Genomic DNA, 25,940 nt, shown 5'->3' on the forward strand with positions numbered 1-25,940 from the left:
GCCGGAGCTGGTGCAGACCCTGATCCCGGCCCGCGCAGCGTGCGAGGATGGCGGTCAGTCTTCATTAAGGAGTGGCCTACCGTGCCTGGCACGAACCTCACCCGCGAGGAGGCGCAGCAGCGTGCTCGCCTTCTCACCGTGGACGCGTACGAGATCGACCTCGACCTGAGCGGCGCGCAGGACGGGGGCACCTTCCGCTCGGTGACCACGGTGCGTTTCGATGCCGCGAAGGCGGGGTCCTCATTCATCGACCTGGTCGCCCCGACCGTGCACGAAGTGGTGCTGAACGGCACCGCGCTCGACCCGGCGGAGGTGTTCGCGGACTCGCGCATCGCCCTGCCGTCGCTCCTGGCCGGCCGCAACGAGCTGCGCGTCGTCGCGGACTGCGCCTACACCAACACCGGTGAGGGCCTGCACCGTTTCGTCGACCCGGTCGACAAGCAGGCTTACCTGTACACGCAGTTCGAGGTGCCGGACGCGCGCCGTGTCTTCGCGAGCTTCGAGCAGCCCGACCTCAAGGGCACCTTCCGGTTCACGGTGAACGCCCCGGCGGGGTGGACGGTCATCTCCAACTCGCCGACGCCCAAGCCCGAGGACGTCAAGGACAACGTCTGGCGCTTCGAGCCGACGCCGCGCATCTCCTCGTACATCACCGCGCTGATCGCCGGCCCGTACACGGCCGTGCACAGCACGTGGGAGGGCGCGGGCCGCAGCGTCCCGCTGGCGATCTACTGCCGCCCGTCGCTGGCCGGGTTCCTGGACGCGGACGCGATCTTCGACGTCACGCGGCAGGGCTTCGACTGGTTCGAGGAGAAGTTCGACTTCCCGTACCCGTTCGCCAAGTACGACCAGCTCTTCGTCCCGGAGTTCAACGCCGGCGCGATGGAGAACGCGGGCGCGGTCACCATCCGTGACCAGTACGTCTTCCGCTCCAAGGTGACGGACGCGGCGTACGAGACGCGCGCCGAGACCATCCTGCACGAACTGGCCCACATGTGGTTCGGCGACCTGGTCACCATGGAGTGGTGGAACGACCTCTGGCTGAACGAGTCGTTCGCCACGTACACCTCGATCGCCTGCCAGGCGTACGCGCCGGGCAGCAAGTTCCCGCAGTCGTGGACGACGTTCGCCAACTCCATGAAGACCTGGGCGTACCGGCAGGACCAGCTGCCGTCCACCCACCCGATCATGGCGGAGATCAACGACCTGGACGACGTCCTGGTCAACTTCGACGGCATCACGTACGCCAAGGGCGCCTCGGTGCTCAAGCAGCTCGTCGCCTACGTCGGCATGGACGAGTTCTTCGCCGGTGTGCAGGCGTACTTCAAGCAGCACGCCTGGGGCAACACCCAGCTGTCCGACCTGCTCGGCGCGCTGGAGAAAACCTCGGGCCGCGACCTGAAGAGCTGGTCGAAGGCGTGGCTGGAGACCGCGGGCATCAACATCCTGCGCCCGGAGATCACCCTCGCCGAGGACGGCACGATCACGTCCTTCGCGGTCCGCCAGGAGGCTCCGGCGCTGCCGGCCGGCGCGAAGGGCGAGGCCGTGCTGCGGCCGCACCGCATCGCGGTGGGCTGCTACGACCTCCAGGACGGCAAGCTGGTCCGCACCAACCGTATCGAGCTGGACGTCGACGGCGAGCTGACCGAGGTGCCGTTCCCGCGGGACACCCGGCGCCCCGCGGTGATCCTGCTCAACGACGACGACCTGACGTACGCCAAGGTCCGCCTCGACGACGAGTCCCTCGCCGTCGTCCGCGACCACCTCGGCGACTTCACCGAGTCCCTCCCCCGCGCCCTGATCTGGTCCGCGGCCTGGGACATGACGCGTGACGGCGAACTCGCCACCCGCGACTACCTGGAACTGGTGCTCTCCGGCATCACCAAGGAGTCGGACATCGGCGTCGTCCAGTCGCTGCACCGCCAGCTCAAGCTCGCGCTCGACCTGTACGCGGACCCGGCCTGGCGCGACACCGGCCTGGCCCGCTGGACGGAGGCCGCGCTGGAGCAGCTGCGCGCCGCCGCCCCCGGCAGCGACCACCAGCTCGCGTGGGCCCGCGCCTTCGCGGCGACCGCGCGCACCCCGGAGCAGCTCGGGCTGCTCGCCGGGCTGCTGGACGGTTCGCAGGTCATCGACGGCCTGGCCGTCGACACCGAGCTGCGCTGGTCCCTGCTGCACCGGCTCGCGGCGACCGGCCGGGCGGACGAGGCGGCCATCGCGGCGGAGCTCGCCCTCGACCCGACCTCGGCGGGCGAGGAGCACGCGGCCGGCGCCCGTGCCGCCCGTCCGACCGCCGACGCCAAGGCCGCGGTCTGGGCCGCGGTCGTCGAGGACGACAAGCTCGCGAACTCCGTGCAGGAGTCCGCGATCGGCGGCTTCGTGCAGACCGATCAGCGCGAGCTCCTCGCGCCCTACACCGAGCGGTACTTCAGCGCGGTCAAGGGCGTCTGGGACTCGCGCAGCCACGAGATCGCCCAGCAGATCGTGATCGGTCTCTACCCGGCCCTCCAGGTCTCCCAGGCGACCCTGGACGCCACCGACGCCTGGCTCGCCTCGGCGACCCCGGTGCCGGCCCTGCGCCGGCTCGTCATCGAGTCCCGCTCGGGTGTGGAGCGCGCCCTGAAGGCCCAGGCGGCGGACGCGGCGGCGGCCACCGCGTAGTACCGGCTCTGTACGGGAGGCCCCGGACCCGCCAGGTCCGGGGCCTCCCGCATGTCCAGAGTGACGCACAACACATCCATTTCTGGTAGGTTCGATTTTGGTTGTACCAAAGATGGACCTATTGATCAGGGTGGCCGCGATGGACAACTTCATCGGCCGGGAGCCGGAGCTCGCCGCGCTCAACCGCATGCTGCGGCGCGTCGCGGACGGCGGGCGGACCGGGCGGCCGGGCAAGGCCATGCTGATCCGCGGCCGCCGCCGGGTGGGGAAGTCACGGCTGGTCGAGGAGTTCATCGAGCGCTCCGGGCTGCCGAGCGTCTTCTTCACCGCCTCGCAGCAGTCCAACCCGGAGGCGGACCTGCGGATGTTCGTCGAGACCGCCGCGGCATCCGACCTGCCCGGCGCCGCGACCCTGATCGGCCAGTCCCCCCGGGACTGGGACGCCGCCCTGCGCCTGCTGGTCGCCGCCCTGCCCGACGACCGGCCGAGCGCGGTCGTCCTCGACGAGATGCCGTACCTGATCAAGAACGACGCGGGCTTCGAGGGCACACTCCAGAAGCTCTTCGACCGGGAGCTGTCCAGGAAGCCGGTGCTGCTGCTCTGCGTCGGCTCCGACCTGGCGATGATGGAGCGGCTCAACGACTACGACCGCCCGTTCCACCAGCGCGGCACCGAGATGGTGGTCCCCGCGCTCAGCCCCGCCGACGTGGCCGAGATGCTGCAACTACCGCCCGCCGACGCCTTCGACGCCTTCCTCGTCTCCGGCGGGCTGCCGCTCGTGCTGGAGGAGTGGCCCCGTGGCGCGGGGGTCTTCGACTACCTCGCCGAGGTCGTGGAGGACCCGACGTCCGCGCTGCTCGTGAGCGGGGAGCGGTCGCTGGCCGCCGAGTTCCCGGCCGACGCACAGGCGCGACTGGTGCTGGGGGCCATCGGGTCGGGTGAGCGGACCCGCACCCTGATCGGCCGGGCGGCCGGCGATCTCGCCCCCACCAGCCTCAACCGTTCGCTCCAACTGCTCACCGCGAAGCGGGTGGTGGAGGCGATCACCCCGCTGTCGACCCGTCCCTCCAAGGAGACCCGCTACTACGTCGCCGACCCGCACCTGCGCTTCTGGCTCGCCCTGCTCGGGCCGTACATGTCCGAGATCGAACGCGGCCGGGGCGACCTGACGTTCGCGCGCATCCTGCAGACGTGGACCTCGTGGCGCGGCCGGGCGATCGAACCCGTGGTGCGTGACGCCCTCTTCCGCATGCGGGCGGGCGGGGTACCCGACGACACCGGCGCGGTCGGCGGCTACTGGACCCGCAACAACGATCCCGAGATCGACATCGTCGCGGCCGACCGGGGGCCGATCGCCAAGCGCATCACGGCCGTCGGCTCCGTCAAGTGGCTGGAGAAACGACCGTTCGACGGCCACGACCTCGCCAAGCTGATCGTCCATCGCTCCCAGCTGCCCGGCGCGGACACCTCGACGCCGCTGATCGCGGTGGCGCGCAGCGGCGTGTCGGTGGACGGTGTCCAGGCCGTGGGGCCCGAGGAGCTGATCACCGCCTGGCGGTGACCGGGCCGGAGGCGCCGAGGGCGACGCCGGCCAGGATCAGCGCCATGCAGAGGATCTGCAGCGGACCGGTCCGCTCGCCAAGGAGGGCGAAGGAGAGCAGCGCGACACAGACGGGCTGCAGGTAGTAGACGATTCCGGCGCGGGCGGGGCCGATGAGCGAGATGGCCTTGTTCCAGGCGAAGAAGGCGACGGCCGAGGAGCACACGCCGACGTAGAGCAGCGGCCCCACCGTCCCGGCGGAGGGCGCGAAGCCGCCCTGTGTCACCAGGCTGACGACGTACACCGGCGCCAGGAGCGCCGTACCGAGCGCGAAGGTGGCGAACAGGAACGGCAGTTGGCCGATCCGGGCCGGCTTGCGGCGCAGCAGCGCGCTGTACCAGGCGAACGACAGGGCGGCGGCGAGCATCCACAGGTCGCCGGTGGTGAAGTCGAGGCGGAGCAGCGCCGCCGGGGAGCCCTTGCCCAGCAGGGTGAGCACGCCCAGGAGCGCGATCACCAGCCCCACGGCCCGCCGCCCGCCGATCCGCTGCCGGGCGAAGACGGCGATCAGCACCGGCGCCGCCGCCATGATCATGCCCATGTTGCTCGCGGAGGTGGTGACCCCGGCCTGGTTGACCAGTGTGTTGTAGACGGTGATGCCGAGGAGCGCGGCGAGCGCGATGTACCCGAAGTGACGTCTCAGCAGCGCCCGTTCCCGCCACGCCTGGCGCACCGCGAACGGCGCGACCGCGACCAGCGCGATCACCCACCGCCAGAAGGCGGCCTGCACGGGCGGCACGCCGTCGTGCAGCGCCCGGGAGACGACGAAGCTCCCGGACCACACGACGGTCGCGACGGCCGCGAGCAGGAGCCCGGCTCCGCCTCCGGCGGGAGTACGGGTGGCGGTGGCGGTTGTGGCGGTTGTGGCGGTTGCGGTTGTGGCGGTTGCGGGGGCGTGATCCAGGACGGTCACATGGCTCCTTCGGTCGGCGGTTTCCCCACTGTCGCCCCGGCCGACCGATCAGGTCCATCGAATGTTTCTGACCTATATGTTCAGTTGTGCTAAACAGTGCGTCCCGGCTCCTCCGGTGACATTCTGGAAGGGAGACGCGGAGGTCGAGAGATGGGTATTTATGCCGAACAGGTCGTGCCGCGGATCATCAATGTCGCCTGCGGGGTGAAGGTGACCGTGCCCCTGCGACGCCGGGTCTGCGAGGGCCTGGAAGGCGAGATCGTCGAGATCGGATTCGGCTCGGGCCACAACATTCCCTACTACCCGGCGGCCGTCACCGGCGTGACCGCGATCGAACCCTCCGACGTCGGCTGGCGGCTCGCCGCCGACCGGGTCCGAGCGACAACGGTCCCGGTGCGCCGCGCCGGCCTGGACGGCCAGTCACTCCCCTTCGCCGACGACAGCTTCGACGCCGCCCTGTCCACCTGGACCCTGTGCACCATCCCCGATGCGGATGCCGCCCTGCACGAGATCCGACGCGTCCTCAGGCCCGGCGGCACGCTGCACTTCGTCGAGCACGGGCTGGCTCCGGAGACGGACGAGAACATTCGCCGCTGGCAACGCCGCCTCGAACCGGTGAACAAACGCCTCCTCGGCGGCTGCCACCTCACCCGGCCGACCGTCGAAATGCTGACGACCGCGGGATTCACCATCAGGGAAGTCGACGTCTTCTACGAGGACGGCGCCCCCAAACCCATGGGCGCCGCCGCGTTGGGCGTAGCCGTCGCCCCCTAGCGGGAGAGACGACTCGGCACGGCCACCGGCACCGTTGCCGGCACCGACGTCCCCACCACCAGCGGCACCGACTTCGCTCGCTGGTGGTGCGGCTGTCCCAGCAGGGTTCCGGTGAACGCGATGGCCATGCCCAGCAGTTGGACGGGGGTCAGGGCCTGGCTCAGGGCGGCCCAGCCGATGGCGGCGGCGGAGATCGGGCTGAGGAAGCCGAGGAGGGAGACCGACGTTGCCGGGAGGCGGCCGATGCCGCGGAACCAGAGCCAGTACGCGGCGGCGGTGTTGGCGACGGCGAGGTACGCGTAGCCGGTGACGGCGCGGGCGTCGAGGGCGGGCGGGAGGCCCTCGACGAGGAGGGCGACCGGGGCGATCAGCAGGCCGCCGGCGGTGAGCTGCCAGCCGGTGAAGGCGAGCGGGCCGACGCCCTCCGGGCGTCCCCAGCGCTTGGTCAGGACGGTCCCGGCCGACATGCTCGCCGAGCCGGCGACCCCGGCGAGCAGGCCGAGGGCGTCGAATCCGGCACCGGCCCGCAGGACGACGAGGCTGACGCCGACCGCCCCGATGACCGCGGCCGTGAGCGTACGGGCGCTGGGGCGTTCGCTGAGCAGGGCCGCCGCGAGGCCCGCCACGAACAGCGGGCCCACCGAGCCGACGACGGAGGCGACGCCGCCGGGCAGCCGGTAGGCGGCGAGGAAAAGCAGCGGGAAGAAGGCGCCGATGTTGAGGGTGCCGAGCACCGCCGACTTCCACCACCAGGCGCCGCGCGGCAGCGCCCGGGTGGCGGCGAGCAGCACGAGCCCGGCGGGCAGTGCCCGCATCAGGCCGGCGAACAGCGGGCGGTCCGGCGGAAGGAGCTGGGTGGTGACCGCGTAGGTGGAACCCCAGGCCAGCGGGGCGAGGGCGGTGAGGGCGATGGTGGGGAGACGGGACATCTGCGGACTCCTCACGGGAGCAGCGGTCACAAGGGCGGGGGCCGCGGGAACGGAAGCCGGGCGACGACCGGGCGATCAGGGATCAGGCGGTGAACAGACGGCGATCAGGCGGGGATCAGGCGGCGGGGACGAGGTCCGGCTTCGGGGAGGCGGCCACCGGGCGCGGGGCCGCCGGGTGGACCGCGTCGGATGCCAGGTGCGGCTCGAGCCGCACCAGGAGGAGCGCCGCGCCGAGCGTGGTGCCGATGAGCAGCAGCCACGGGAGCCGGCCGTCGACGGCCATCAGGCCGGTGAAGAGCGACGGGGCGATGGCCCGCACCAGCTGCCAGGAGAACTGGTAGGCGGCCATGTACCGGCCGCGTACCGCGTCCGGGGCGGCGGCGATGGCCAGGGCGCCGGCCGACGGGTTGTGCACCATCTCTCCAATGGTGTGCACCGTGATGATCACGGCGAGGCCGGCGCCGATCGCCCAGCCGGCCTGCGGGCGCACCGTGCCGAGCACGATCTGTCCGGCGAAGGCCACCGCGAAGAGCACCGCGCCGAGCGCCGCGGACCGGTTGCGGCGGGCGCCGCGGCGGCGCACGAAGGAGGCGACCAGGACGCCGCCCGCGGCGCACAGCACGGTGTTGACGGTGAAGGCGGCGCCGGTCAGGGACTCGGGGCCGTGCAGCCAGGTGGAGATGTAGAGCGGGTACAGGACGGGCAGCGCGGTGTAGCCCAGGGCGATGAGGAAGTTGGCCGCGGTCAGACCGAGGAACGGGCGGTCACGGAGCACCAGCCGGTAGCCGGCCTTCTGGCGGGCGACGGCGGCCGCGTCCCTGACCACCAGGACCGGGCGAACCCGCCACATCAGCAGCGCCGAGAGGATGAAGCTGGCCGCGTTGAGCCAGGCCGCCGCGGTGAAGCCGGCGTCGCCGCCGAAGCCGACGACGAGCGAGGCGAGCAGCGCGCCGGCGCCCATGCCGCCGTTGCTGAGCGCCCGGGAGGCGGCCTGCAGCCGGTCCCGGTCGGCGCCGCGGGCGATCTCGCCGAGGAAGGACTGCTGGACGGCGGGGAAGGCGCCGTCGCCGATGATCGTGACCAGGGCGACGACGGCGAAGGCGGGCACCGACTGGGCGAACGGGTAGAGCGCGAAGCCCAGCCCCCGCACCCCGAAGAGCACCAGCTGGACGCGGCGCGCCCCGAAGCGGTCGACGGCGGTGCCGGCCAGCGGCAGCGTGGTGAGCCCGATGAGCCCGGCCGCCGTGAGCACCGCGCCGACGGCGGCGAACGACAGCCCCGTGACGTGGTGGAAGAAGATCAGGGTGAAGGGGAGGTACATCCCGGAGCCGACCGCGTTGACGGTCATCGCGGCGAGCATCGACCGCTCACCGGGGATCCGCTGGGTGCTGGGCATGTCCGCTCCTGGGAGATCGTCGCCGAAGTAGCTCGATGGTGATTAGCTTACTACTAAGCGACTTACCGTCAATCTACTTTCTTGCCAGCGATCGTCCCTCGTCCGATACTGGTGCGTATGACCACCCCCGCCCCGGATCCCCTGGACAAGATCACCGCGCAGTGGAACGAGGTCCGCCCCGACCTCGACACCGTGCCGATGGCGATCTTCGGCCGCATCTACCGCATCGCGCGCGCGGTCGGCGACCAGATGGAGAAGGAGTACGGGCGCTTCGGCATCAGCCGCGGCGAGTTCGACGTACTGGCGACGCTGCGCAGGGCCGGTGAGCCGCACACCCTGTCACCGCGCGAGCTCTCCTCGACGCTGCTGCTCACCACCGGCGGCATGACGGGACGGCTGGACAAGCTGGAGCGCGCCGGCCTCGTCGAGCGCAGCCCGGACCCGCACGACCGGCGCGGTCTGCGGGTCACCCTCACCGAACGCGGCCTCACGCTGCTGCACGAGGCGGTGGGCGCCGGGCTCGCCGTGCAGAAGGCGGCTCTCGGCGCGATGGACGACGAGCAGGCCGCGCAGCTCTCGGACCTGCTGCGGCAGCTGCTCGGATCGTCGGAACAGCACTGAGCCCCCTGCCGCGCATGCGGTCAGGGGGCCAGCAGGAGAAAGGCGTCAGCCGCGCTCTTGCTGCTGCTTACGGGTCTTGTCGGTCGCCATCACCACGCCGGCGATGATCGCGAACAGCGCGATCGGCGCGAGCACGAAGAGGCCGAGGGTCTGTACGACACTCAGGCCGGAACCCGGGTCGTCGCCGTCGTCGCGGGTGACCGCGAACGCGGGGGACGACATCAGCAGCATCAGCGTCGTCCCGGCGGTGATGACCCCGGCGCGCACGGCCTTCTTGTTGAGCTTCTTGTCCACGCCCTCAATGTAGTGAACGACCTCCGGGCCCGCACGCCCGGGGTGTCCTTATGGGGGTCCTTGCCCATGTCTTTACACGCCCATGTCCTTGCGACCTGCGGCAACGGAGGACGGCGTCACTCCGGGCGGGCCGCCAGCGCGGCCCGCACCTCGTCCAGCAGCGCGTGCAGCCGCGGCGATCCGGCGAGCTGCTCCAGGGTGACCGGCCGGCCCGCCGCGTCGGCCACCGGCAGCCGCCAGTTCGGGTACTGGTCCCAGGTGCCCGGCAGATTCTGCGGTCGGCGGTCGCCGACCGCGTCCGGCAGCCAGACGCCGACCATCGCCGCCGGAGTGCGCGCCAGGAACCGGTGGACGGCCTTGACGACGGCCTCCTCGTCGCCCGCGCCCTCCGGCAGCAGCCCCAGCCGGCCGAGCAGCGCGATCCACTCCGCGACCTCCGCCGCGTCCTCCGCCTGCTCCTCGGCCAGCGGCCGGGTCAGCAGCCCCAGCCGGTAGCGCAGCTCGACGTGCTCGCCCGTCAGCCGGGCCGCCGTACTGGGCAGATCGTGCGTGGTGACGGTGGCCAGACAGGCCGGCCGCCAGGCCTCCGGCGCCAGCGGCTTGCCGTCCCCGTCGTGGTTCCGCTCGAACCACAGCACCGACGTGCCGAGGATGCCGCGGTCCGACAGCTCCTCCCTGACCCCGTTCTCCACCGTCCCCAGGTCCTCGCCGATCACCACCGCGCCCGCCCGGTGCGCCTCCAGGGCGAGCACCCCGAGCATCGCCTCCGCGTCGTACCGGACATAGGCGCCCTCGGTCGGCGGCCGGCCCTCCGGCACCCACCAGAGCCGGAACAGCCCCATCACATGGTCGATCCGCAGCGCCCCCGCGTGCCGCAGCAGCCGGCTCAGCAGATCCCGGTACGGGGTGTACCCGGTGGCCGCCAGCGCGTCCGGCCGCCAGGGCGGCAGGCCCCAGTCCTGGCCGCGCGAGTTGAACGCGTCCGGCGGCGCGCCCACCGACATGCCCCGGGCCAGCGCGTCCTGCATCGCCCACGCGTCCGAGCCCGATGGATGCACCCCGACGGCCAGGTCGTGCACGATCCCGATCGGCATCCCCGCGGCCCGCGCCGCCGTCTGCGCCGCGCCCAGCTGATCATCCGTCAGCCACGTGAGCCAGCAGTAGAAGTCCACCCGGTCCAGCAGTTCGCTGCGGGCCCGCGCGACCTGCGCGGACCGCGGATCACGCAGCCCGGCGGGCCACGCGTGCCAGTCAGGACCGTGCACCTCCGCGAGCGCGCACCAGGTGGCGTGGTCGTCCAGCGACTGCCCCTGCTCGGCCAGGAAGTCGGCGTACCCGGCCCGGCGCCCCGGCTGCAGCGGCACCTTCCGCACCAGCCCCAGCGCCTCCAGCTTCAGCTCCCACACCGCGTCCCGGTCGATCAGCGCGTCCTTGTACAGCACACCCGCCCGCAGCGCCGCGGCCCGGCCGGCCAGCTCCACGGCCTGCACCCGGTCCTCCGGCGCCAGATACGCGTACTCCGGAACGTCCTCGACCCGCAGATACACCGGATCGGGGAACCGCCGGGACGACGGACGGTACGGCGAGGGATCCGTCGGCCGCCCCGGCACCGCGATGTGCAGCGGATTGATCTGCAGGAACCCGGCCCCCAGCGCCCGCCCCGACCAGGCCGCCAGATCGGCGAGATCGCCCAGGTCACCCATCCCCCAGGAGCGTTCCGACAGCGTCGAGTAGAGCTGCGCCATGAAGCCGAACGTGCGCCCCGGCGGACCCGGCAGCCGCTCGGGCGCGATCACCAGATCGGCCCGCGCCGTCCGCCCGTCCAGCGCGGTCGCCCGCACCACATGCCGGCCGAGCGGAATCCGCTCCCAGTCGCCGGCGTCGAACACCTCGCCCGACTCCGCCTCGATCAGCACCCGGGTCCCTTCCGGGAGCCCGAGCGGCAGCGGACGGCCGGTCCGCACCACCGTGCACGGCGCCAGCAGCCGCTGCCGGTCGCGGTGCTCGTACGCGGCCAGCGCGTCCCGCACCGCCTGCGGCGTCGAGGCGTCCACCCCCAGCGCGGCCAGCACGGCCACCACCGTCTCCTCCGGCACCCGGACCTCCCGGTCCGGCCCAGGGCGGTACGTCGTGTCCACGCCGTGCAGCGCGGCCAGCCGCTCCCGGTCCATCGGGCCTCCAAGATCACCGTGCGGGGTGGGGGTCACCCCAGCCTTACCCCACCGGACACCCCGTCAGACGCCGCCACCCCGCCCGGCACCGCTACCAACCCGCCGGCCGCCGCTCCCGCCACGGCGCCGCCGCCTCCACCTGAGCCGCGAGCGCCAGCAGCGGACCCTCCGCACCGTGCGCCGCGCCGAGCATCATCCCGACCGGCAGCCCGCCGTCCGTCCACTCCACCGGCAGCGACACCGCCGGCAGACCCGCGATGTTCCACGCCCCCGTGAACGGCGTGAACGCGTACTGCGCCGCGAAATCCGCCGCCGGATCCGCGTCGTCGCGCAACGCCCCCACCGGCTGCGGCAGCTGGGCCAGCGTCGGCGTCAGCACCGCGTCGAACGGCGCCACCGCCGCCGCGAACTTCCGCCCCACCGCCTGCATCGCCCCCAGCGCCATCGCGAACCGCTCCCCCGAAGCCGCCCGGCCGCGCTCCCGCAGCCACCGCGTCAGCGGCATCAACTCCCCCTCCCGCTCGGCCGGCACCGGTGCCATCAGCGCCATCACCTCCCACACCGGATCGAACGACCCGTGGTCCCCCGGCCCGAGCGGCTGCTCGACGTCCACCACCTCATGGCCAAGACCCGCGAGCAGCGCCGACGTCCGCTCGTACGCCGCCAGCACCACCGGATCCACCGGCACGTCGACATCGGGCCGCGCCCACCGCCCGATCCGCAACCGCCGCGGCTCCCGCTCGCACCACTCCAGGAACGACGTCCCCGACGCCGCCACCGGCATCGGATCCCCCGGCACCGGCCCCGCCATCACATCCAGCAGCGCCGCCGTGTCCCGCACGTTCCGCGCGATCGGCCCCGTCACCGCCAGCCCCGTCACATCCCCGTACGGCGCCGGGCTCACCCGCCCCCGGCTGGGCTTCAGCCCCACCACCCCGCAGCAGCTCGCCGGAATGCGGATCGAGCCCCCGCCGTCGTTCCCGTGCGCGGCGGGCGCCAGCCCGGCGGCCACGGCGGCCGCCGCTCCCCCGCTGGACCCGCCGGCCATCAGCTCCGTGTCGTACGGGCTCCGCGCCGGAGGGGCCACCCGGCCCTCGGTGTACGCCGGCAGCCCGAACTCGGGCGTGTTCGTCTTCCCGAGCAGCACCGTCCCGGCGGCCCGCAGCAGCTCCCCGACGTGCGTCCCCGACTCGGCGACCTGGTCCGCGAACACCGCCGACCCCGCCGTCCACCGCACCCCCGCCACCGGCGTCAGATCCTTCACCGGCACCGGCACCCCCAACAGCGGCGGCAGCACCCCACCCTCCGCCAACCGCCGCTCCGCCCGCCGCGCGTCCTCGAGCGCGCGCTCGGGCGTCACGGTCACATACGCCCCGACGGCATCGTTCAGCCGGTCGATCCGCCCGAGGTAATGCCGCGCCAACTCCGTTGGGGAGAGAACCTTGCCCCGGACCGCGGCGGCCTGCTCCAGCATCGTCAACTCATGAGGTTCGCCCATCCGGGCAGGGTAGTTCGGTCCGGGCGGAACCACGGGTATGCCGGCCCGTGCGAGCCGCTTCCGCCTGCGGCGGGCTGTTCCCCACCCACCCGCCCTTTCGCCTCACGGCGGGGCTGCACAGCGGGGCTCGGCCGCCCCGAGACGGCCGTTGCGCGACGCGCCTCCGGGCGGGGGTTCGGGTACGCGGACGCCCGCGGCACCGTTGCGCCTGCGGCGGGCATTCCCCGCCCACCCGCCCCATCTATGCCTACCGGCGGGGTGGGGCGGTGGCCGGGTGCACCGGGTCGCGGAGGTCGGCGGGCCGGTGGGCCGACGGGGTGGTGGTGACGTGAGGGGACCGGGGTCGGAGGGGTGGGGGGTCGAAGTGCTGCCGAGCTATTTGTGGGCCGCCAGGCCCGTAAATAGTCGATTTCGACCCCCCACCCCGGAGGGCCCGGGCACCGACCCCGAGCAAGCCGTCGGCAGGACAACCCGCGTTGACACGGCCGCCACCACAGTGATGGGCTCAGCGCTCAGTTCACCGCGTGCCGCGAGGAGGACCCGTGCAGCCCTTGCGCAGCCGATCAGCCGTGGCATTGGTGGCCGCCGTCATCGGCGGTGTCCTCGGCGGTGTCCTCGGGAACGTGCCCGCCGCCGGCGCCGCACCGGAGTCACCGCCGCGCCAACAAGAGGCGCAGGCGCAGCCGTCCGTCTGGCCGCGCCCCCAGTCCCTCCACGGCACGGACGGCGAAGCCGCCCAGGTGACCCCCACCGTCACCCTCGTCGCCGCCCCCACAGCCGACCCGTACGCGCTCACCGTCATCCGCGACGCCCTCCGGGAAGCCGGCGCCCGCACCATCCTTGAAGCCACCACGGCAACCACAACCGGCCTCATCGTCTACGCCGACGGCCCCGCCGCCGAAGCCCAGCTGAGCCGCCTCAAAGCCGAGCCGCAGGCGGACCTGCCGGCCGGTGGCTACCGGCTCGCCACCGGCCGCGACACCGTCGCCCTCGCGGGCGTCGGCACCGACGGTCTGTTCCACGCCGCGCAGACCCTGCGCCAGCTGCTCCGTGGAAAGGCCTTCGCCGCGGCGCTGATCCGGGATTGGCCGACCGCCAGGGTCCGCGGGACCGCGGAGAGTTTCTACGGGGTCCCCTGGACCCAGGCCCAGCGCCTGTCGCAGCTGGACTTCATGGGCCGCACCAAGCAGAACCGGCTGCTGTACGCGCCGGGCGACGACCCGTACCGGCAGGCGGCGAAGTGGCGGGAGCCGTACCCGGCCGCGCAGCGGGCACAGTTCCGGGCGCTCGCCGACCGCGCGGCGGCGAATCACGTGACGCTCGCCTGGGCCGTCGCCCCCGGCCAGGGATTCTGCTTCTCGTCGGCGGACGATCTGCGCGCGCTGACCCGCAAGACCGACGCCATGTGGGCGCTGGGCATCCGCGCGTTCCAGCTGCAGTTCCAGGACGTGAGCTACACGGAGTGGCACTGCGGCGCGGACGCGAAGGAGTTCGGCAAGGGCCCGGAAGCGGCGGCCCGCGCGCAGGCGCGGCTGACGAACGCGCTCGCCGATCATCTGACGGGCCGCACAGGCGCAGGCGCAGCCGACCTGTCCCTCATGCCCACCGAGTACTACCAGGACGGCCCCACGAAATACCGCACCGCGCTCGCAACCGCGCTGCGCCCCGGCGTCGCCGTGGCGTGGACGGGCGTCGGCGTGGTGCCCGAGCGGATCACCGGCACCCAACTGGCCACCACAGCGGCAGCGTTCAAGCACTCCCTCCTGACCGTCGACAACTACCCGGTCAACGACTACGCGCCCACCCGGCTCTTCCTCGGCCCGTACACGGGCCGGGAGCCGGCCGTCGCGAGCGTGTCCGCAGGGGTGGTCGCGGCGGCGATGCAGCAGCCGGTGGCGTCTCGGATCGCGCTGTTCACCACGGCCGACTACGCGTGGAACGCGCACGGGTACGACGCCCAGGCCTCCTGGCAGGCGGCGATCGACGATCTCGCCGGTCCCGACCGGGGCGCCCGCGAGGCGCTGCGCTCGCTGGCGGGCAATGACGCGTCGTCGGCGCTCGGCGGTACGGAGTCGGCGTATCTGCGGCCGCTGCTGGCGGACTTCTGGACGGCGTACGGGTCGGCGGACCGCAAGGGGCTGCCGGACGCGGCCCGCCGGCTGCGGGCCGCGTTCACCACGATGCGGTGGGCGCCGGGCCGGCTCGCGGGGCTGGCGGCCGGCTCGTTCGGCGGTGAAGTACGGCCGTGGCTGGACCGGTTGGCGCTGTACGGCACGGCGGGCGAGCGGGCGGTGGACATGCTGCTGGCGCAGGCCCGTGGTGACGGGGCGGCCGGCTGGCAGGGGCGGCTGGCGGTGCGGCGGGCCCGCACCGGGCTCGGCGCGGGGACGGCGACGATGGGCGGCAGCACCGTCCTGGACACGTTCCTGACGACGGCGACCACGACGGCGGACTCCTGGACGGGCGTGCACGCCGACGCGCGGAAGGCCATCGTCACGCAGGGTTCGGCCCGGGCCACCGATCCGTCCCTGATGGTCGACGGCAAGGACGGCACGGCGTGGTCGAGCGACACGCCGCCGCAGGAGGGCGACGCGTTCGGGGTGGACCTCGGCCTGGTCCGGCCGGTGGGCGGGGTGCGGATCGTGATGGGCGGCGCCGCCGACTCCGAGGACTATCTGCACGACGCGGTGCTGGAGTACTCGGCGGGCGACGACGCGGGCTGGCGGTCGGCCGGTGCCTTCCACGACCGGCGGACGATCGCGGTACGGCTCCCGGCGGGCGCCCGCGCGCGCTTCGTCCGGCTGCGGGCGACGGGCGCGCAGCCCAGCTCGGTGGCGGTGCGGGCGTTCGACGTGCCGGTCGACGGGACCGCGGCGCAGGTGGTCGGCGGCGCCCCGGCCGCCCGTGCCGTCGCGGACGACGACGTGACGACCTCGTACCGGCCGTCCGGACCGGACGGAACCGACGGGACCGACGGGCCGCTGACCGTCGAATTCGGCGCCGCCCGACCGCTGGAGGCGGTGACCGTGCTGACGGAACCGGGCGGCACGGCACAGCCCCCGGCCGCAGGCGCCAGCGCCACCCCCTCCCCCGCCTCCGTGGAGGTACGGGTCCCCGGCAAGGGATGGCAGCGTGTGGGCACCCTCGCGGACGGGTGGACGGAGCTGTCGGCCCACGGGGTGACGGCCGACGCGATCCGGCTCACCACGACCGGCGGCAGCGGTACGCCGGGCCCGAACCAGGTCCCGAACCCGGTCCCGGCCGTCCACGAGATCGTGCCGTGGTTCACCGAACCGCCGCGGATCACGCTGGACGACGCCGAGGCCGACGCGGAGATCGGCGGCGACCCGGTCACCGTCCACGCGGAGCTGCGCTCCGAACGGCCGCTGGACACGCAGGGCACGCTGGAGGCGGCGGCACCGAAGGGTGGCGCCCACGTGGAGGTGCCCGCCTCCGTCGTCGTGCGGCGCGGCGCGGCGCCGGTCGTACCGGTGCGGGTGTCGGTGCCGCCCGGCTCCGCGCCGGGCACGTACTCCATTCCGGTGCGCTTCACGGTGGACGGCCGTTCGGCCGAGCAGTGGATCACCGTACGGGCCCGGCCGCGGACCGGCGGCCCCGACCTGGTCAGGGGCGCGCGGGCGACGTCCTCCGGGGACGAGACCCCGGCCTTCCCGGCTGCGGCGATCGCCGACGGCGACCCGGAAACCCGCTGGTCATCGCCGGTGCAGGACGATGCGTGGGTCCAGGTGGAGCTGGCCGCGCCGGCCCGGGTGGGCCGGGTGGTGCTGCACTGGCAGGACGCGTACGCCGCCCGCTACGAGGTGCAGACCTCGGCCGACGGGGTGACGTGGCACACCGCGGCGACCGTGCGCGACGGCAAGGGCGGCACCGAGTCGGTCCGCCTGGACGACGCGACCGCCCCGTGGGCGGGGGCCCGGTTCCTGCGAGTGCACGGCGTCCAGCGGGCGACGAAGTACAGCTACAGCCTGTTCGGCGTGGAGGCCTACGCCGTCCTGCCGTGACCGGCCCACGCGAAACGGGCGCCCGGCACCCGACGACCACGAAGCGGCCACGACGCAGCAAGGTGCCGGCCGGGCCGGGCCCGGTCGGCACCACGAACACAACCAGCCCCGCATCCACCGCGTCCGCGGACACCGCGTCCGCAGACACCCGCAGACACCCGCAGACACGAAAGCCCGGATATCAGGCAGAGATGCCGTCAATCCGGGCCAGGGCGTCGTCCGCGCCGAATGGTTGCAGGTACGGCAGCCAGCGCGGGTCTCTGTGTCCCGTTCCGATGATCCGCCAGGCCAGGCCCGCCGGTGGTGCGGGTGTATGGCGCAGCCGCCACCCCAGCTCCGCGACATGGCGGTCCGCCTTGACGTGGTTGCAGCGTCTGCACGCGGCGACGACGTTCTCCCAGGCGTGCTGACCGCCGCGGCTGCGCGGGATGACGTGGTCGACGCTGGTTGCGGCGGCTCCGCAGTACGCGCACCTGCCGCCGTCGCGGGCGAAGAGTGCCCTACGGGTCAGCGGGACGGTGCCTCGAAAGGGGACTCGCACGAATTTGGTGAGTTTGACGACACTGGGCGCCGGAAGAGCGCAGGACTCGCTGTGCAGATAGGCGCCGGTTTCCTCGAGGCACACGGCCTTCTTGTTCAGTACGAGGACAAGCGCACGGCGGAGCGGTACGACGCCGAGCGGCTCGTACGACGCGTTGAGGACCAGGACATGCGGCACGGGTGCCTCCTTATACGCCGGCGGCGCGTGGCTCGCGCCGGGACGATCTGCCCTCAGTCTCTCCGGAAGCCGGGTGGCGGCGCCACCATGACCAGGTAACGGACTCAGGGTGTTTTCGACCACACTCCTTTACTTCCCCACCTTTCGGGCTGTTGGCCCTCGAACATGGCAACGAGGCATATCCGTTAGCCCGTTAGTGTGGAGGGTCTGTCCCACAACGGAGGTTTTCCACCGTGTCCACCCCCGCACCGTCCCCGAGTGCTCCTGCAACCAGCTTTGACGACGCCCAGAAATCCGCGACCGAGGCCGCGGGCTGGGTCGAGGCCAACTGGGCGGACTGGCTCGGCGCGGGCCTGAGAATTCTGCTGATCATCGTCATCGCGCTGGTGCTGCGCGGGCTGGTCCGGCGGACCATCAGCAAGCTGATCGACCGCATGAACCGGGGCGTGGAGGTCGCGCAGGGCACCACCCTGGGCGGGCTGCTGGTCGTCAACGCGGAGCGGCGCAAGCAGCGCAGCGAGGCGATCGGGTCGGTGCTGCGCAGTATCGCCTCGTTCACCATCCTGGGCACCGCGGCGCTGACCGTGCTGTCGGTGCTGCAGATCAACCTGGCGCCGCTGCTGGCGAGCGCCGGGGTCGCGGGTGTCGCGATCGGTTTCGGCGCCCGGAACCTGGTGACGGACTTCCTGTCCGGCGTTTTCATGATCCTTGAGGACCAGTACGGCGTGGGTGACGTGATCGACGCCGGGGTGGCCAGCGGCACGGTGATCGAGGTCGGGCTGCGGGTGACGAAGCTGCGCGGCGACAACGGAGAGATCTGGTACGTCCGCAACGGCGAGGTCAAGCGGATCGGCAACCTGAGCCAGGGCTGGGCGACGGCCGTGGTGGACGTCCAGGTCGGCTACGCGCAGGATCTGGACCGGGCACGCGCGGTGATCGAGGCCGCCGCCGAGGACATGGCGAAGACCGATCCGTGGGACGAGGCGCTGTGGGAGCCGGTGCAGGTGCTGGGCCTGGAGTCGGTGAGCGCGGACTCGGTGGTGATCCAGGCGCAGGCCAAGACGATGCCGGGCAAGGCCACGGCGGTCGCGCGGGAGCTGCGCTGGCGGATCAAGCGGGCCTTCGACGAGGCGGGCATCACGATCGTCGGCGGCACGCCGACCGCGGCCGTGGACGACACGGGTGTGCCGGCCGACCCGATGGTGGCGGTGGCGGCCCCTTCGGCGCTCTCCAACCCGGATTCACCGCAGGCGCTGGCGGCCCGTCCGGTGCCCTCGCAGGGGGCGGACGGCGCCAAGTAACCAGGCGCCCCTTGGGTCCCCTCCTTTCGGCGGTCTTGACACATGCCGCTGCCGGCCTCTGGCGCACTGCGCCGGGGGCCGCTTTCATGGAGGTAACGCTTTGGTCGACCTGTGGCCGACCCCCCTTGACGCTCCGCCGAAAGCGGGCCTACCTTTCGTTTCACCAATAGGAAAGTTTCCTAACAGTGAACTGAGGGAGGATGGCGCGCATGGCTGGCACCCCTGGAACCCCGCGCGTACTGCGCGCCATGAACGACCGCGCGGCGCTCGACCTCCTGCTGGAGCACGGGCCCCTGTCGCGAACCCGGATCGGCAAGCTCACCGGCCTCTCCAAGCCGACCGCGTCGCAGCTGCTGGCGCGGCTCGAAGCGGCCGGACTGGTACTGGCCACCGGCACCACGGCCGGCCGGCCCGGGCCCAACGCCCAGCTGTACTCGGTGAACCCGGCCGCGGCGCATGTCGCCGGGCTGGACGTGACACCGATACGGATCAAGGCAGCCGTCGCGGACATCACCGGCCGTACCGTCGGCGAGTTCGAGCTGCCGACCCCGGGCCGCCGCGCACAGGGCACCGTAGAGCAGGTCGTGCAGGCGGTGGACGAGGCGGCCAAGGCCGCCGGGCTGAACCGCTCGGACCTGCACCGGGTCGTGATCGGCACACCTGGCGCCTTCGACCCGAGCACCGGCCGGCTGCGCTACGCCAGCCACCTCCCGGGCTGGCACTCCACCACGCTCCTCGACGAACTGGCCGCCGCGCTCGCCGTGCCGCTGGAGTACGACAACGACGTGAACCTCGCCGCGGTCGCCGAGCAGCGGGTCGGCGCCGCCCGTGACCACGAGGACTTCGTCCTGCTGTGGAACGAGGAGGGCATCGGCGCCGCCATCGTCATCGGCGGCCGGCTGCACCGCGGCTGGACCGGCGGCGCCGGCGAGGTCGGCTTCCTGCCGGTGCCCGGCACGCCGCTCGTACGGCACGTGACCAAGGCCAACAACGGCGGCTTCCAGGAACTGGCCGGCTGCGACGCGGTGGTGCGCATCGCGCGGGAACTCGGCCTCACCCCGGTCAGCGGGGCCCCGCTCGCCGATCTGGCCGCCACGCTGCTCACCGAGGCGGCGCGGTCGGCGGAGACGGCCGAACGGGACGGCACCCCGGACACCGGGCCGCACGCCGAGCTGCTGGCGCGGATCGCCACCGGGCTGGCCACCGGCCTGGCCTCGATGGTCGCCGTCCTCGACCCGGAACTCATCGTCCTCACCGGCAGCGTGATCGTCGCCGGCGGGGAGCACCTCCGTGCCCTCATCCAGGCCGAACTGGCGGAACTCGCCGTGCCCAGGCCCCGGTTGGTGATCGGCGCGGTGCAGGAACACCCCGTCCTGTGCGGGGCGCTGCAGAGCGCCCTCGCCACCACACGCGACGAGGTGTTCGACACCTCGCGCTGACCCCCGCTCCCCCGCCGACCACCCCTCGACGCACCACCCACCGCAGCGTCACCGTTCCGGACCGGCCCCGACAGCCGGCCCGTTGGCTCCGCACACCCTTCGCCCGCCCGTCAACGACCCCTCTCATCCCCCGGAGGAAGCGCAGTGTCCCGTACCAAGAAGGTGGCCGCCGCCGTCGCGGCCACGGCCGCGATAACGCTGTTCGCGAGCGCCTGTACCAGCCAGAGCACCACCCAGGCGAACGATGACGCCACCAAGGACGTCACCATCACCTTCTGGCACGGGTGGACCGCTCCCAACGAGCTCAAGGCGATCAACGACAACGTCGCCCGCTTCGAGAAGGCGCACCCGAACATCCACGTCAAGGTGCAGGCCAACATCACCGACGACAAGATCAACCAGGCGGTGCGGGCCGGCGGCGCCACCGCCCCCGACGTCGTGTCGTCCTTCACCACCGACAACGTCGGCAAGTTCTGCTCCTCGAGCGCGTTCGCCGACCTGGCGCCGTTCCTGAAGAAGGACAACATCGACCCGGCGAAGGTCTTCCCGAAGCCGATGCTCGAGTACACCCAGTTCCAGGGCAAGCGCTGCACGCTGCCGCTGCTCGGCGACGTCTACGCCCTCTACTACAGCCAGAAGGCCTTCAAGGAGGCCGGCATCGCCGGCCCGCCGAAGACCCTGTCGGAGTTCAAGGCCGACGCGGTGAGGCTGACGAAGTCCACCGGTGCCTCGTACTCCCAGCTGGGCTTCATGCCCAACTTCCACGGCTACGAGTCCACTCCCGGCCACTTCGCCGCCCAGTGGGGCGCCAAGTACTTCGACGCCAGCGGCAAGGCCCAGCTCGCCAAGGACAAGGGCTTCGCGGAGATGCTCACCTGGCAGCGGGACATGGTGAAGTCCCTCGGCGGCTTCGACAAGCTGGAGAAGTACCGCAACACCTTCGGTGACGAGTTCGGCGCCAAGAACCCGCTGCACACCGGCCAGGTCGCGATGGGCATCGACGGCGAGTGGCGGCTGGGCATGGCCAAGGAAGCCAACGCGACCTCCGACCTCGCCGTGGCGCCGTTCCCGGTCCCGGACGACCAGGCCGACACCTACGGCCGCGGCTACCTCTCCGGCACCATCGTCGGCGTCGCCAACACCAGCTCCAAGAAGAACGCCTCGTGGGAGCTGGTCAAGTTCATGACCACCGACACCCAGGCCGTCGTGTCGTTCGCCAACGCCATCCACAACGTGCCGTCGACGTTCGAGGCGCAGAAGTCCCCCGAGCTGACCGGTGTCCCGAAGGTCTTCCTCGACATCGCCCAGAACCAGTACAGCAACACCACCCCGGCCAGCATCAACGGCGGCGCCTACCAGGTGACGCTGCAGGACTTCGGATACGCCTTCGAGTCCGGCAAGAAGACGGATGTCCAGGCCGGTCTGCAGGGTGTCGACGCTCAGGTCGACAAGGACATCGCGCAGGCCAAGTGATGACGACCATCCATCCCCTGCTCAAGGCGAAGCGCAGGAAATCGACCCTCCGCACCCTCGGCTTCCTCTCGCCGTGGCTGATCGGCTTCACGGTCTTCTTCGTCTACCCGCTGCTGTCGACCGTCTACTTCTCCTTCATGAAGTACGACGGGTTCAACCCCCCGACGTTCGCGGGATTCAAGAACTGGTCGTACGTCTTCAACGACTACCCCCTGTTCTGGCCGTCGCTGCGGAACACCCTGTGGCTGGTCATCGTCATGGTGACGCTGCGGGTGGTCTTCGGACTCGGCATCGGTCTGCTGATCACCAAGATCAAGACCGGCGCGGGCTTCTTCCGCACGGCGTTCTACCTGCCGTACCTGGCCCCGCCGGTCGCCGCCACCATGGCGTTCGTCTTCCTGCTCAACCCGGGCACCGGACCGGTCAACCACATCCTGGACTCGGTGGGCATCCCGACGACGGGCTGGTTCACCGATCCGGCGTGGTCCAAGCCGGCGCTGACCATCCTGGCCGTGTGGGGCATCGGTGACCTCATGGTCATCTTCATGGCCGCGCTGCTCGACGTACCGAAGGACCAGTACGAGGCGGCCGAGCTGGACGGCGCGGGCGCGTGGGCGCGGTTCCGCTTCGTCACGCTGCCCAACATCTCGCCGATCATCATGTTCGCGGTGGTCACCGGCGTCATCCAGACGATGCAGTACTACACACAGCCACTGGTCGCGGGGAAGATCGCGTCCGGCATCATCGGCAACTCGGGCCAGCAGCTCGAGCCCGGTTACCCGGACAAGTCGACCCTGACCCTGCCCCAGCTCGTGTACAACCTGGGCTTCCAGCGCTTCGACTACGGCGCCGCCTGCGTGATCGCGCTGGTGCTCTTCGTCCTGGCGATGGCGTTCACGGCGCTGCTCATGCGACGCCGCAACGGCTTCCTGTCGGCGGAGGACTGATCATCATGACCCACGCAACTCTCGCCCCGCCGACCCAGGCGCCGGCCCCGCACATCACCGCGGTGGCGGCCAGACGGACCGCGAAGCGCAAGGACGTACTGCACTGGATCGCGGTGCACTCGCTCGGCCTCGCGGCGGCGCTGTTCTTCGTCCTGCCGTTCGTCTTCGTCTTCCTGACGGCCGTGATGAGCGACAACCAGGCGCTCAGCCGCGACCTGTGGCCGCACGACTGGCAGTGGAGCAACTTCCGGCAGGTCTGGGACACCCCGGGCTTCCTCACCTGGTGGCGCAACACCCTGGTGTACGCGGTGTCCGGCACGGTGCTGACCGTCGTGTCCAGCCTGCCCGTCGCCTACGCGCTCGCGAAGTTCCGCTTCCGCGGCCGCAATCTGGTGATGGTGCTGGTCATCTCGACGATGATGCTGCCGCCCCAGGTCATCATCATTCCGATGTACCTGTTCTGGACCCGGCAGATGGGCATGGACGGGACCCTGTACCCGCTCATCATCCCGATGGCGTTCGGTGACGCGTTCACCATCTTCCTGCTGCGGCAGTTCCTGCTGACGATCCCGAAGGAGTACACGGAGGCCGCCAAGGTCGACGGCTGCGGCGAGCTGCGCACGCTCCTCACCGTGATCGTGCCGATGATCAAGCCGGCGATCGCCGCCGTGGGGCTGTTCCAGTTCTTCTACTGCTGGAACGACTACTTCGGCCCGCAGATCTACGCCAGCTCCAACTCGGCCGCCTGGACCCTCAGCTACGGCCTGGAATCGTTCAAGGGCGCCCACCACACCAACTGGAATCTCACGATGGCCGCCACCGTTCTGGTGATGGCTCCCGTGATCGTGGTCTTCTTCTTCGCCCAAAAGGCCTTCATCGAAGGCGTGACCCTGACTGGAGTCAAGGGATGAAACTGGCAGTTGTCGGCGGTGGCTCGACCTACACCCCCGAACTCATCGACGGTTTCGCGCGGTTGCGCGACACGCTGCCGATCGAGGAGCTGGTGCTGGTCGACCCGGCCGCCGAGCGCCTCGAACTCGTCGGCGGACTCGCCCGGCGGATCTTCGCCAAGCAGGGACATCCCGGAAAGGTCACCACCACCGCGAACCTGGAGGCCGGCGTCGCCGGCGCCGACGCGGTACTGCTCCAGCTGCGCATCGGCGGACAGGCCGCGCGCAACCAGGACGAGACCTGGCCGCTGGAGTGCGGCTGCGTCGGCCAGGAGACCACTGGGGCCGGCGGCCTCGCCAAGGCGCTGCGCACCGTCCCGGTCGTGCTCGACATCGCCGAGCGGGTCCGCAGGGCGGCGCCCGACGCCTGGATCATCGACTTCACCAACCCGGTCGGCATCGTGACCCGCGCCCTGCTGCAGGCCGGCCACAAGGCCGTCGGCCTGTGCAACGTCGCGATCGGCTTCCAGCGGAAGTTCGCCGCACTGCTCGACGTCGCGCCCGGCGAGGTCCACCTGGACCACGTCGGCCTCAACCACCTGACGTGGGAGCGCGGGGTCCGCCTCGGCGGACCCGGCGGCGAGAACCTGCTGCCCCGGCTCCTCGCGGAGCACGGCGACGCCATCGCCGAGGACATCCGCCTGCCGCGGGTGATCCTGGACCGGCTCGGCGTCGTCCCCTCGTACTACCTGCGGTACTTCTACGCGCACGACGAGGTGGTGCGCGAGCAGAAGATCAAGCCGTCGCGGGCCTCCGAGGTCGCGGCGATGGAGAAGCAGCTGCTGGAGATGTACGGCGACCCGAAGCTGGACGAGAAGCCCGAGCTGCTCTCCAAGCGCGGCGGCGCCTTCTACTCCGAGGCGGCGGTGGCCCTGGCCTCCTCCCTGCTGCGGAACACCGGCGACATCCAGGTCGTCAACACGTACAACAACGGGACCCTGCCGTTCCTCCCGGACGACGCGGTGATCGAGGTACCGGCGACGGTGGACGGCTCCGGCACCGAGCCGCTGCCCGTCGCCCCGCTGGACCCGCTGTACGCGGGCCTGATCGCCAACGTCACCGCTTACGAGGACCTCGCTCTGGAGGCCGCGATCCACGGTGGCCGGGACCGGGTGTTCAAGGCGCTGCTGTCGCACCCGCTCATCGGCCAGTACGAGTACGCCGAAGCGCTGACCGACAGTCTCGTCGCGCACAACCGGGAGCACCTCGCGTGGGCCTGAACGAACCGCTCGTGGCGGGTGGCGTCCTCGCCATCGACGCGGGCAACAGCAAGACCGACGTGGCGATCGTGGCCGCCGACGGGACGGTGCTCGGCACCGCCCGCGGCGGCGGCTTCCAGCCGCCGGTCGTCGGTGTCGACGCGGCCGTCGCGGCTCTGGCGGCCATCGTCGGCCGGGCCGCCGCCGCGGCCGGCCTGACCCTCGGCGAGCGGCCGCTGACCGAGCACACCTCGGCCTGTCTGGCCAACGCCGACCTGCCCGTGGAGGAGCAGCAGCTCGAACTGGCCGTGCACGCGCAGGGCTGGAGCCTGAGCACCCGGGTCGCCAACGACACGTTCGCGATACTGCGCGCGGGCGTCGACGAGCCGCGCGGCGTCGCGGTCGTGTGCGGCGCGGGCATCAACTGCGTCGGCATGCTGCCGGACGGCCGGACGGCCCGCTTCCCGGCGATCGGCAAGATATCGGGTGACTGGGGAGGCGGATCGGGTCTGGCGGAGGAGGCCCTGTTCCATGCCGCACGGGCCGAGGACGGCCGCGGCGGCCCCACGGAACTGGCCGTCGCGCTGCCCGCGCACTTCGGCCTCACCTCGATGTACGCGCTGATCGAGGCGCTGCACCTGGAGCACATCCCGCCGTCCCGCAAGTACGAGCTGACGCCCGTGCTGTTCCGCACCGCGGACGCGGGCGATCCGGTGGCCCGGGAGATCGTCAGCCGGCAGGCCGACGAGATCGTCGCGCTGGCGACCGTGGCGCTGGGGCGGCTCGGCCTGCTCGACGAGGAGGCCGACGTGGTGCTCGGCGGCGGTGTCATGGCGGCCGGGAACCCGACCCTGATGGACGCCATCACGGAGCGCCTCACCGCCCGCGCGCCGAAGGCCGTCACCCGTGTGGTGAGCGCCGCCCCGGTGCTGGGCGCGGCGCTTCTCGGCCTGGACCACGTCGCCGCGGATCCCGCGGTCCACGCCAGGCTGCGCGCGCACTACGCGTAGTGCCGTCCGCGACCGCCGGACGGG

General features: G+C 72.0%; 19 protein-coding genes. 12 read left to right on the forward strand and 7 right to left on the reverse strand.

What is annotated here, in order from left to right; all coding sequences use genetic code 11:
* Nucleotides 1-81 precede the first annotated feature (81 nt).
* Nucleotides 82-2,661, forward strand: a complete 2,580-nt coding sequence (pepN, locus tag LNW72_RS15320; RefSeq protein ID WP_250975926.1) for an aminopeptidase N — start codon at nucleotides 82-84, stop codon at nucleotides 2,659-2,661.
* 139 nt (nucleotides 2,662-2,800) lie between these two features.
* Nucleotides 2,801-4,222: a DUF234 domain-containing protein gene (locus LNW72_RS15325; RefSeq protein ID WP_250975927.1), complete on the forward strand. Its 1,422-nt coding sequence runs from the start codon at nucleotides 2,801-2,803 to the stop codon at nucleotides 4,220-4,222.
* Here LNW72_RS15325 and LNW72_RS15330 read toward each other — a convergent pair.
* The gene (locus LNW72_RS15330; RefSeq protein ID WP_250975928.1) at nucleotides 4,206-5,174 is read right to left on the reverse strand and encodes a DMT family transporter; all 969 of its coding nucleotides are present in this window, start codon (nucleotides 5,172-5,174) and stop codon (nucleotides 4,206-4,208) included. The genes LNW72_RS15325 and LNW72_RS15330 overlap by 17 nt on opposite strands.
* Before the next feature lie 150 nt (nucleotides 5,175-5,324).
* Between LNW72_RS15330 and LNW72_RS15335 the strand changes: the two genes are divergently transcribed.
* Nucleotides 5,325-5,948, forward strand: a complete 624-nt coding sequence (locus LNW72_RS15335; RefSeq protein ID WP_250975929.1) for a class I SAM-dependent methyltransferase — start codon at nucleotides 5,325-5,327, stop codon at nucleotides 5,946-5,948.
* On the opposite strand, the gene LNW72_RS15340 is transcribed toward LNW72_RS15335, so the two are convergent.
* On the reverse strand, nucleotides 5,945-6,877 hold the full coding sequence (locus LNW72_RS15340) for an EamA family transporter (RefSeq protein ID WP_250975930.1): 933 nt from the start codon (nucleotides 6,875-6,877) through the stop codon (nucleotides 5,945-5,947). The two genes, LNW72_RS15335 and LNW72_RS15340, sit on opposite strands and share 4 nt — an antisense overlap.
* 115 nt (nucleotides 6,878-6,992) lie before the next feature.
* On the reverse strand, nucleotides 6,993-8,273 hold the full coding sequence (locus LNW72_RS15345; RefSeq protein ID WP_250975931.1) for an MFS transporter: 1,281 nt from the start codon (nucleotides 8,271-8,273) through the stop codon (nucleotides 6,993-6,995).
* Nucleotides 8,274-8,390: 117 nt separating this feature from the next.
* On the opposite strand from LNW72_RS15345, the gene LNW72_RS15350 reads away from it, so the two are divergent.
* The gene (locus tag LNW72_RS15350) at nucleotides 8,391-8,894 is read left to right on the forward strand and encodes a MarR family transcriptional regulator (RefSeq protein WP_250975932.1); all 504 of its coding nucleotides are present in this window, start codon (nucleotides 8,391-8,393) and stop codon (nucleotides 8,892-8,894) included.
* 45 nt (nucleotides 8,895-8,939) lie between these two features.
* On the opposite strand, the gene LNW72_RS15355 is transcribed toward LNW72_RS15350, so the two are convergent.
* The 3 genes from LNW72_RS15355 to LNW72_RS15365 all read right to left on the reverse strand — a co-directional run bounded on the left by LNW72_RS15355 (nucleotide 8,940) and on the right by LNW72_RS15365 (nucleotide 12,857).
* Nucleotides 8,940-9,125 (reverse strand): hypothetical protein, encoded by a 186-nt coding sequence (locus LNW72_RS15355; protein WP_285370352.1) that lies wholly within the window; start codon nucleotides 9,123-9,125, stop codon nucleotides 8,940-8,942.
* A gap of 179 nt (nucleotides 9,126-9,304) precedes the next feature.
* Nucleotides 9,305-11,359, reverse strand: coding sequence for a 4-alpha-glucanotransferase (gene malQ, locus LNW72_RS15360; RefSeq protein WP_250975934.1), 2,055 nt, complete (start codon nucleotides 11,357-11,359; stop codon nucleotides 9,305-9,307).
* A 91-nt stretch (nucleotides 11,360-11,450) separates the two neighbouring features.
* Complete coding sequence (locus tag LNW72_RS15365) at nucleotides 11,451-12,857, reverse strand: amidase (RefSeq protein ID WP_250975935.1); 1,407 nt, start codon at nucleotides 12,855-12,857, stop codon at nucleotides 11,451-11,453.
* Nucleotides 12,858-13,399: 542 nt separating this feature from the next.
* On the opposite strand from LNW72_RS15365, the gene LNW72_RS15370 reads away from it, so the two are divergent.
* Nucleotides 13,400-16,879, forward strand: a complete 3,480-nt coding sequence (locus LNW72_RS15370) for a beta-N-acetylglucosaminidase domain-containing protein (RefSeq protein ID WP_250975936.1) — start codon at nucleotides 13,400-13,402, stop codon at nucleotides 16,877-16,879.
* A gap of 181 nt (nucleotides 16,880-17,060) precedes the next feature.
* Here the strand turns inward: LNW72_RS15370 and LNW72_RS15375 are convergent, their stop codons facing one another.
* A complete protein-coding gene (locus LNW72_RS15375) occupies nucleotides 17,061-17,597 on the reverse strand; it encodes an HNH endonuclease (protein ID WP_250975937.1) in 537 nt (178 codons plus the stop codon).
* Between the two features lie 233 nt (nucleotides 17,598-17,830).
* On the opposite strand from LNW72_RS15375, the gene LNW72_RS15380 reads away from it, so the two are divergent.
* From LNW72_RS15380 to LNW72_RS15410, 7 genes are all read left to right on the forward strand, one after another.
* Nucleotides 17,831-18,898 carry a mechanosensitive ion channel family protein gene (locus LNW72_RS15380; protein ID WP_250975938.1) on the forward strand — a complete coding sequence of 356 codons (1,068 nt, stop codon included), beginning with the start codon at nucleotides 17,831-17,833 and terminating at the stop codon, nucleotides 18,896-18,898.
* 200 nt (nucleotides 18,899-19,098) lie between these two features.
* Nucleotides 19,099-20,337, forward strand: coding sequence for an ROK family transcriptional regulator (locus LNW72_RS15385; RefSeq protein ID WP_250975939.1), 1,239 nt, complete (start codon nucleotides 19,099-19,101; stop codon nucleotides 20,335-20,337).
* A gap of 144 nt (nucleotides 20,338-20,481) precedes the next feature.
* Nucleotides 20,482-21,810 (forward strand): extracellular solute-binding protein, encoded by a 1,329-nt coding sequence (locus tag LNW72_RS15390; RefSeq protein ID WP_250975940.1) that lies wholly within the window; start codon nucleotides 20,482-20,484, stop codon nucleotides 21,808-21,810.
* Nucleotides 21,810-22,757 (forward strand): carbohydrate ABC transporter permease, encoded by a 948-nt coding sequence (locus LNW72_RS15395; RefSeq protein ID WP_250975941.1) that lies wholly within the window; start codon nucleotides 21,810-21,812, stop codon nucleotides 22,755-22,757. The genes LNW72_RS15390 and LNW72_RS15395 overlap by 1 nt, the downstream gene beginning before the upstream one ends.
* 5 nt (nucleotides 22,758-22,762) lie before the next feature.
* A complete protein-coding gene (locus tag LNW72_RS15400) occupies nucleotides 22,763-23,668 on the forward strand; it encodes a carbohydrate ABC transporter permease (RefSeq protein WP_250975942.1) in 906 nt (301 codons plus the stop codon).
* Nucleotides 23,665-24,927, forward strand: a complete 1,263-nt coding sequence (locus tag LNW72_RS15405) for a 6-phospho-beta-glucosidase (RefSeq protein ID WP_250975943.1) — start codon at nucleotides 23,665-23,667, stop codon at nucleotides 24,925-24,927. Before LNW72_RS15400 ends, LNW72_RS15405 begins: the two co-directional genes overlap by 4 nt.
* Nucleotides 24,918-25,916 carry a BadF/BadG/BcrA/BcrD ATPase family protein gene (locus tag LNW72_RS15410; RefSeq protein WP_250975944.1) on the forward strand — a complete coding sequence of 333 codons (999 nt, stop codon included), beginning with the start codon at nucleotides 24,918-24,920 and terminating at the stop codon, nucleotides 25,914-25,916. The genes LNW72_RS15405 and LNW72_RS15410 overlap by 10 nt, the downstream gene beginning before the upstream one ends.
* The last annotated feature ends 24 nt before the right edge of the window (nucleotides 25,917-25,940 follow it).

Source organism: Streptomyces sp. RKAG293 (genome assembly GCF_023701745.1).
Classification (GTDB): domain Bacteria; phylum Actinomycetota; class Actinomycetes; order Streptomycetales; family Streptomycetaceae; genus Actinacidiphila.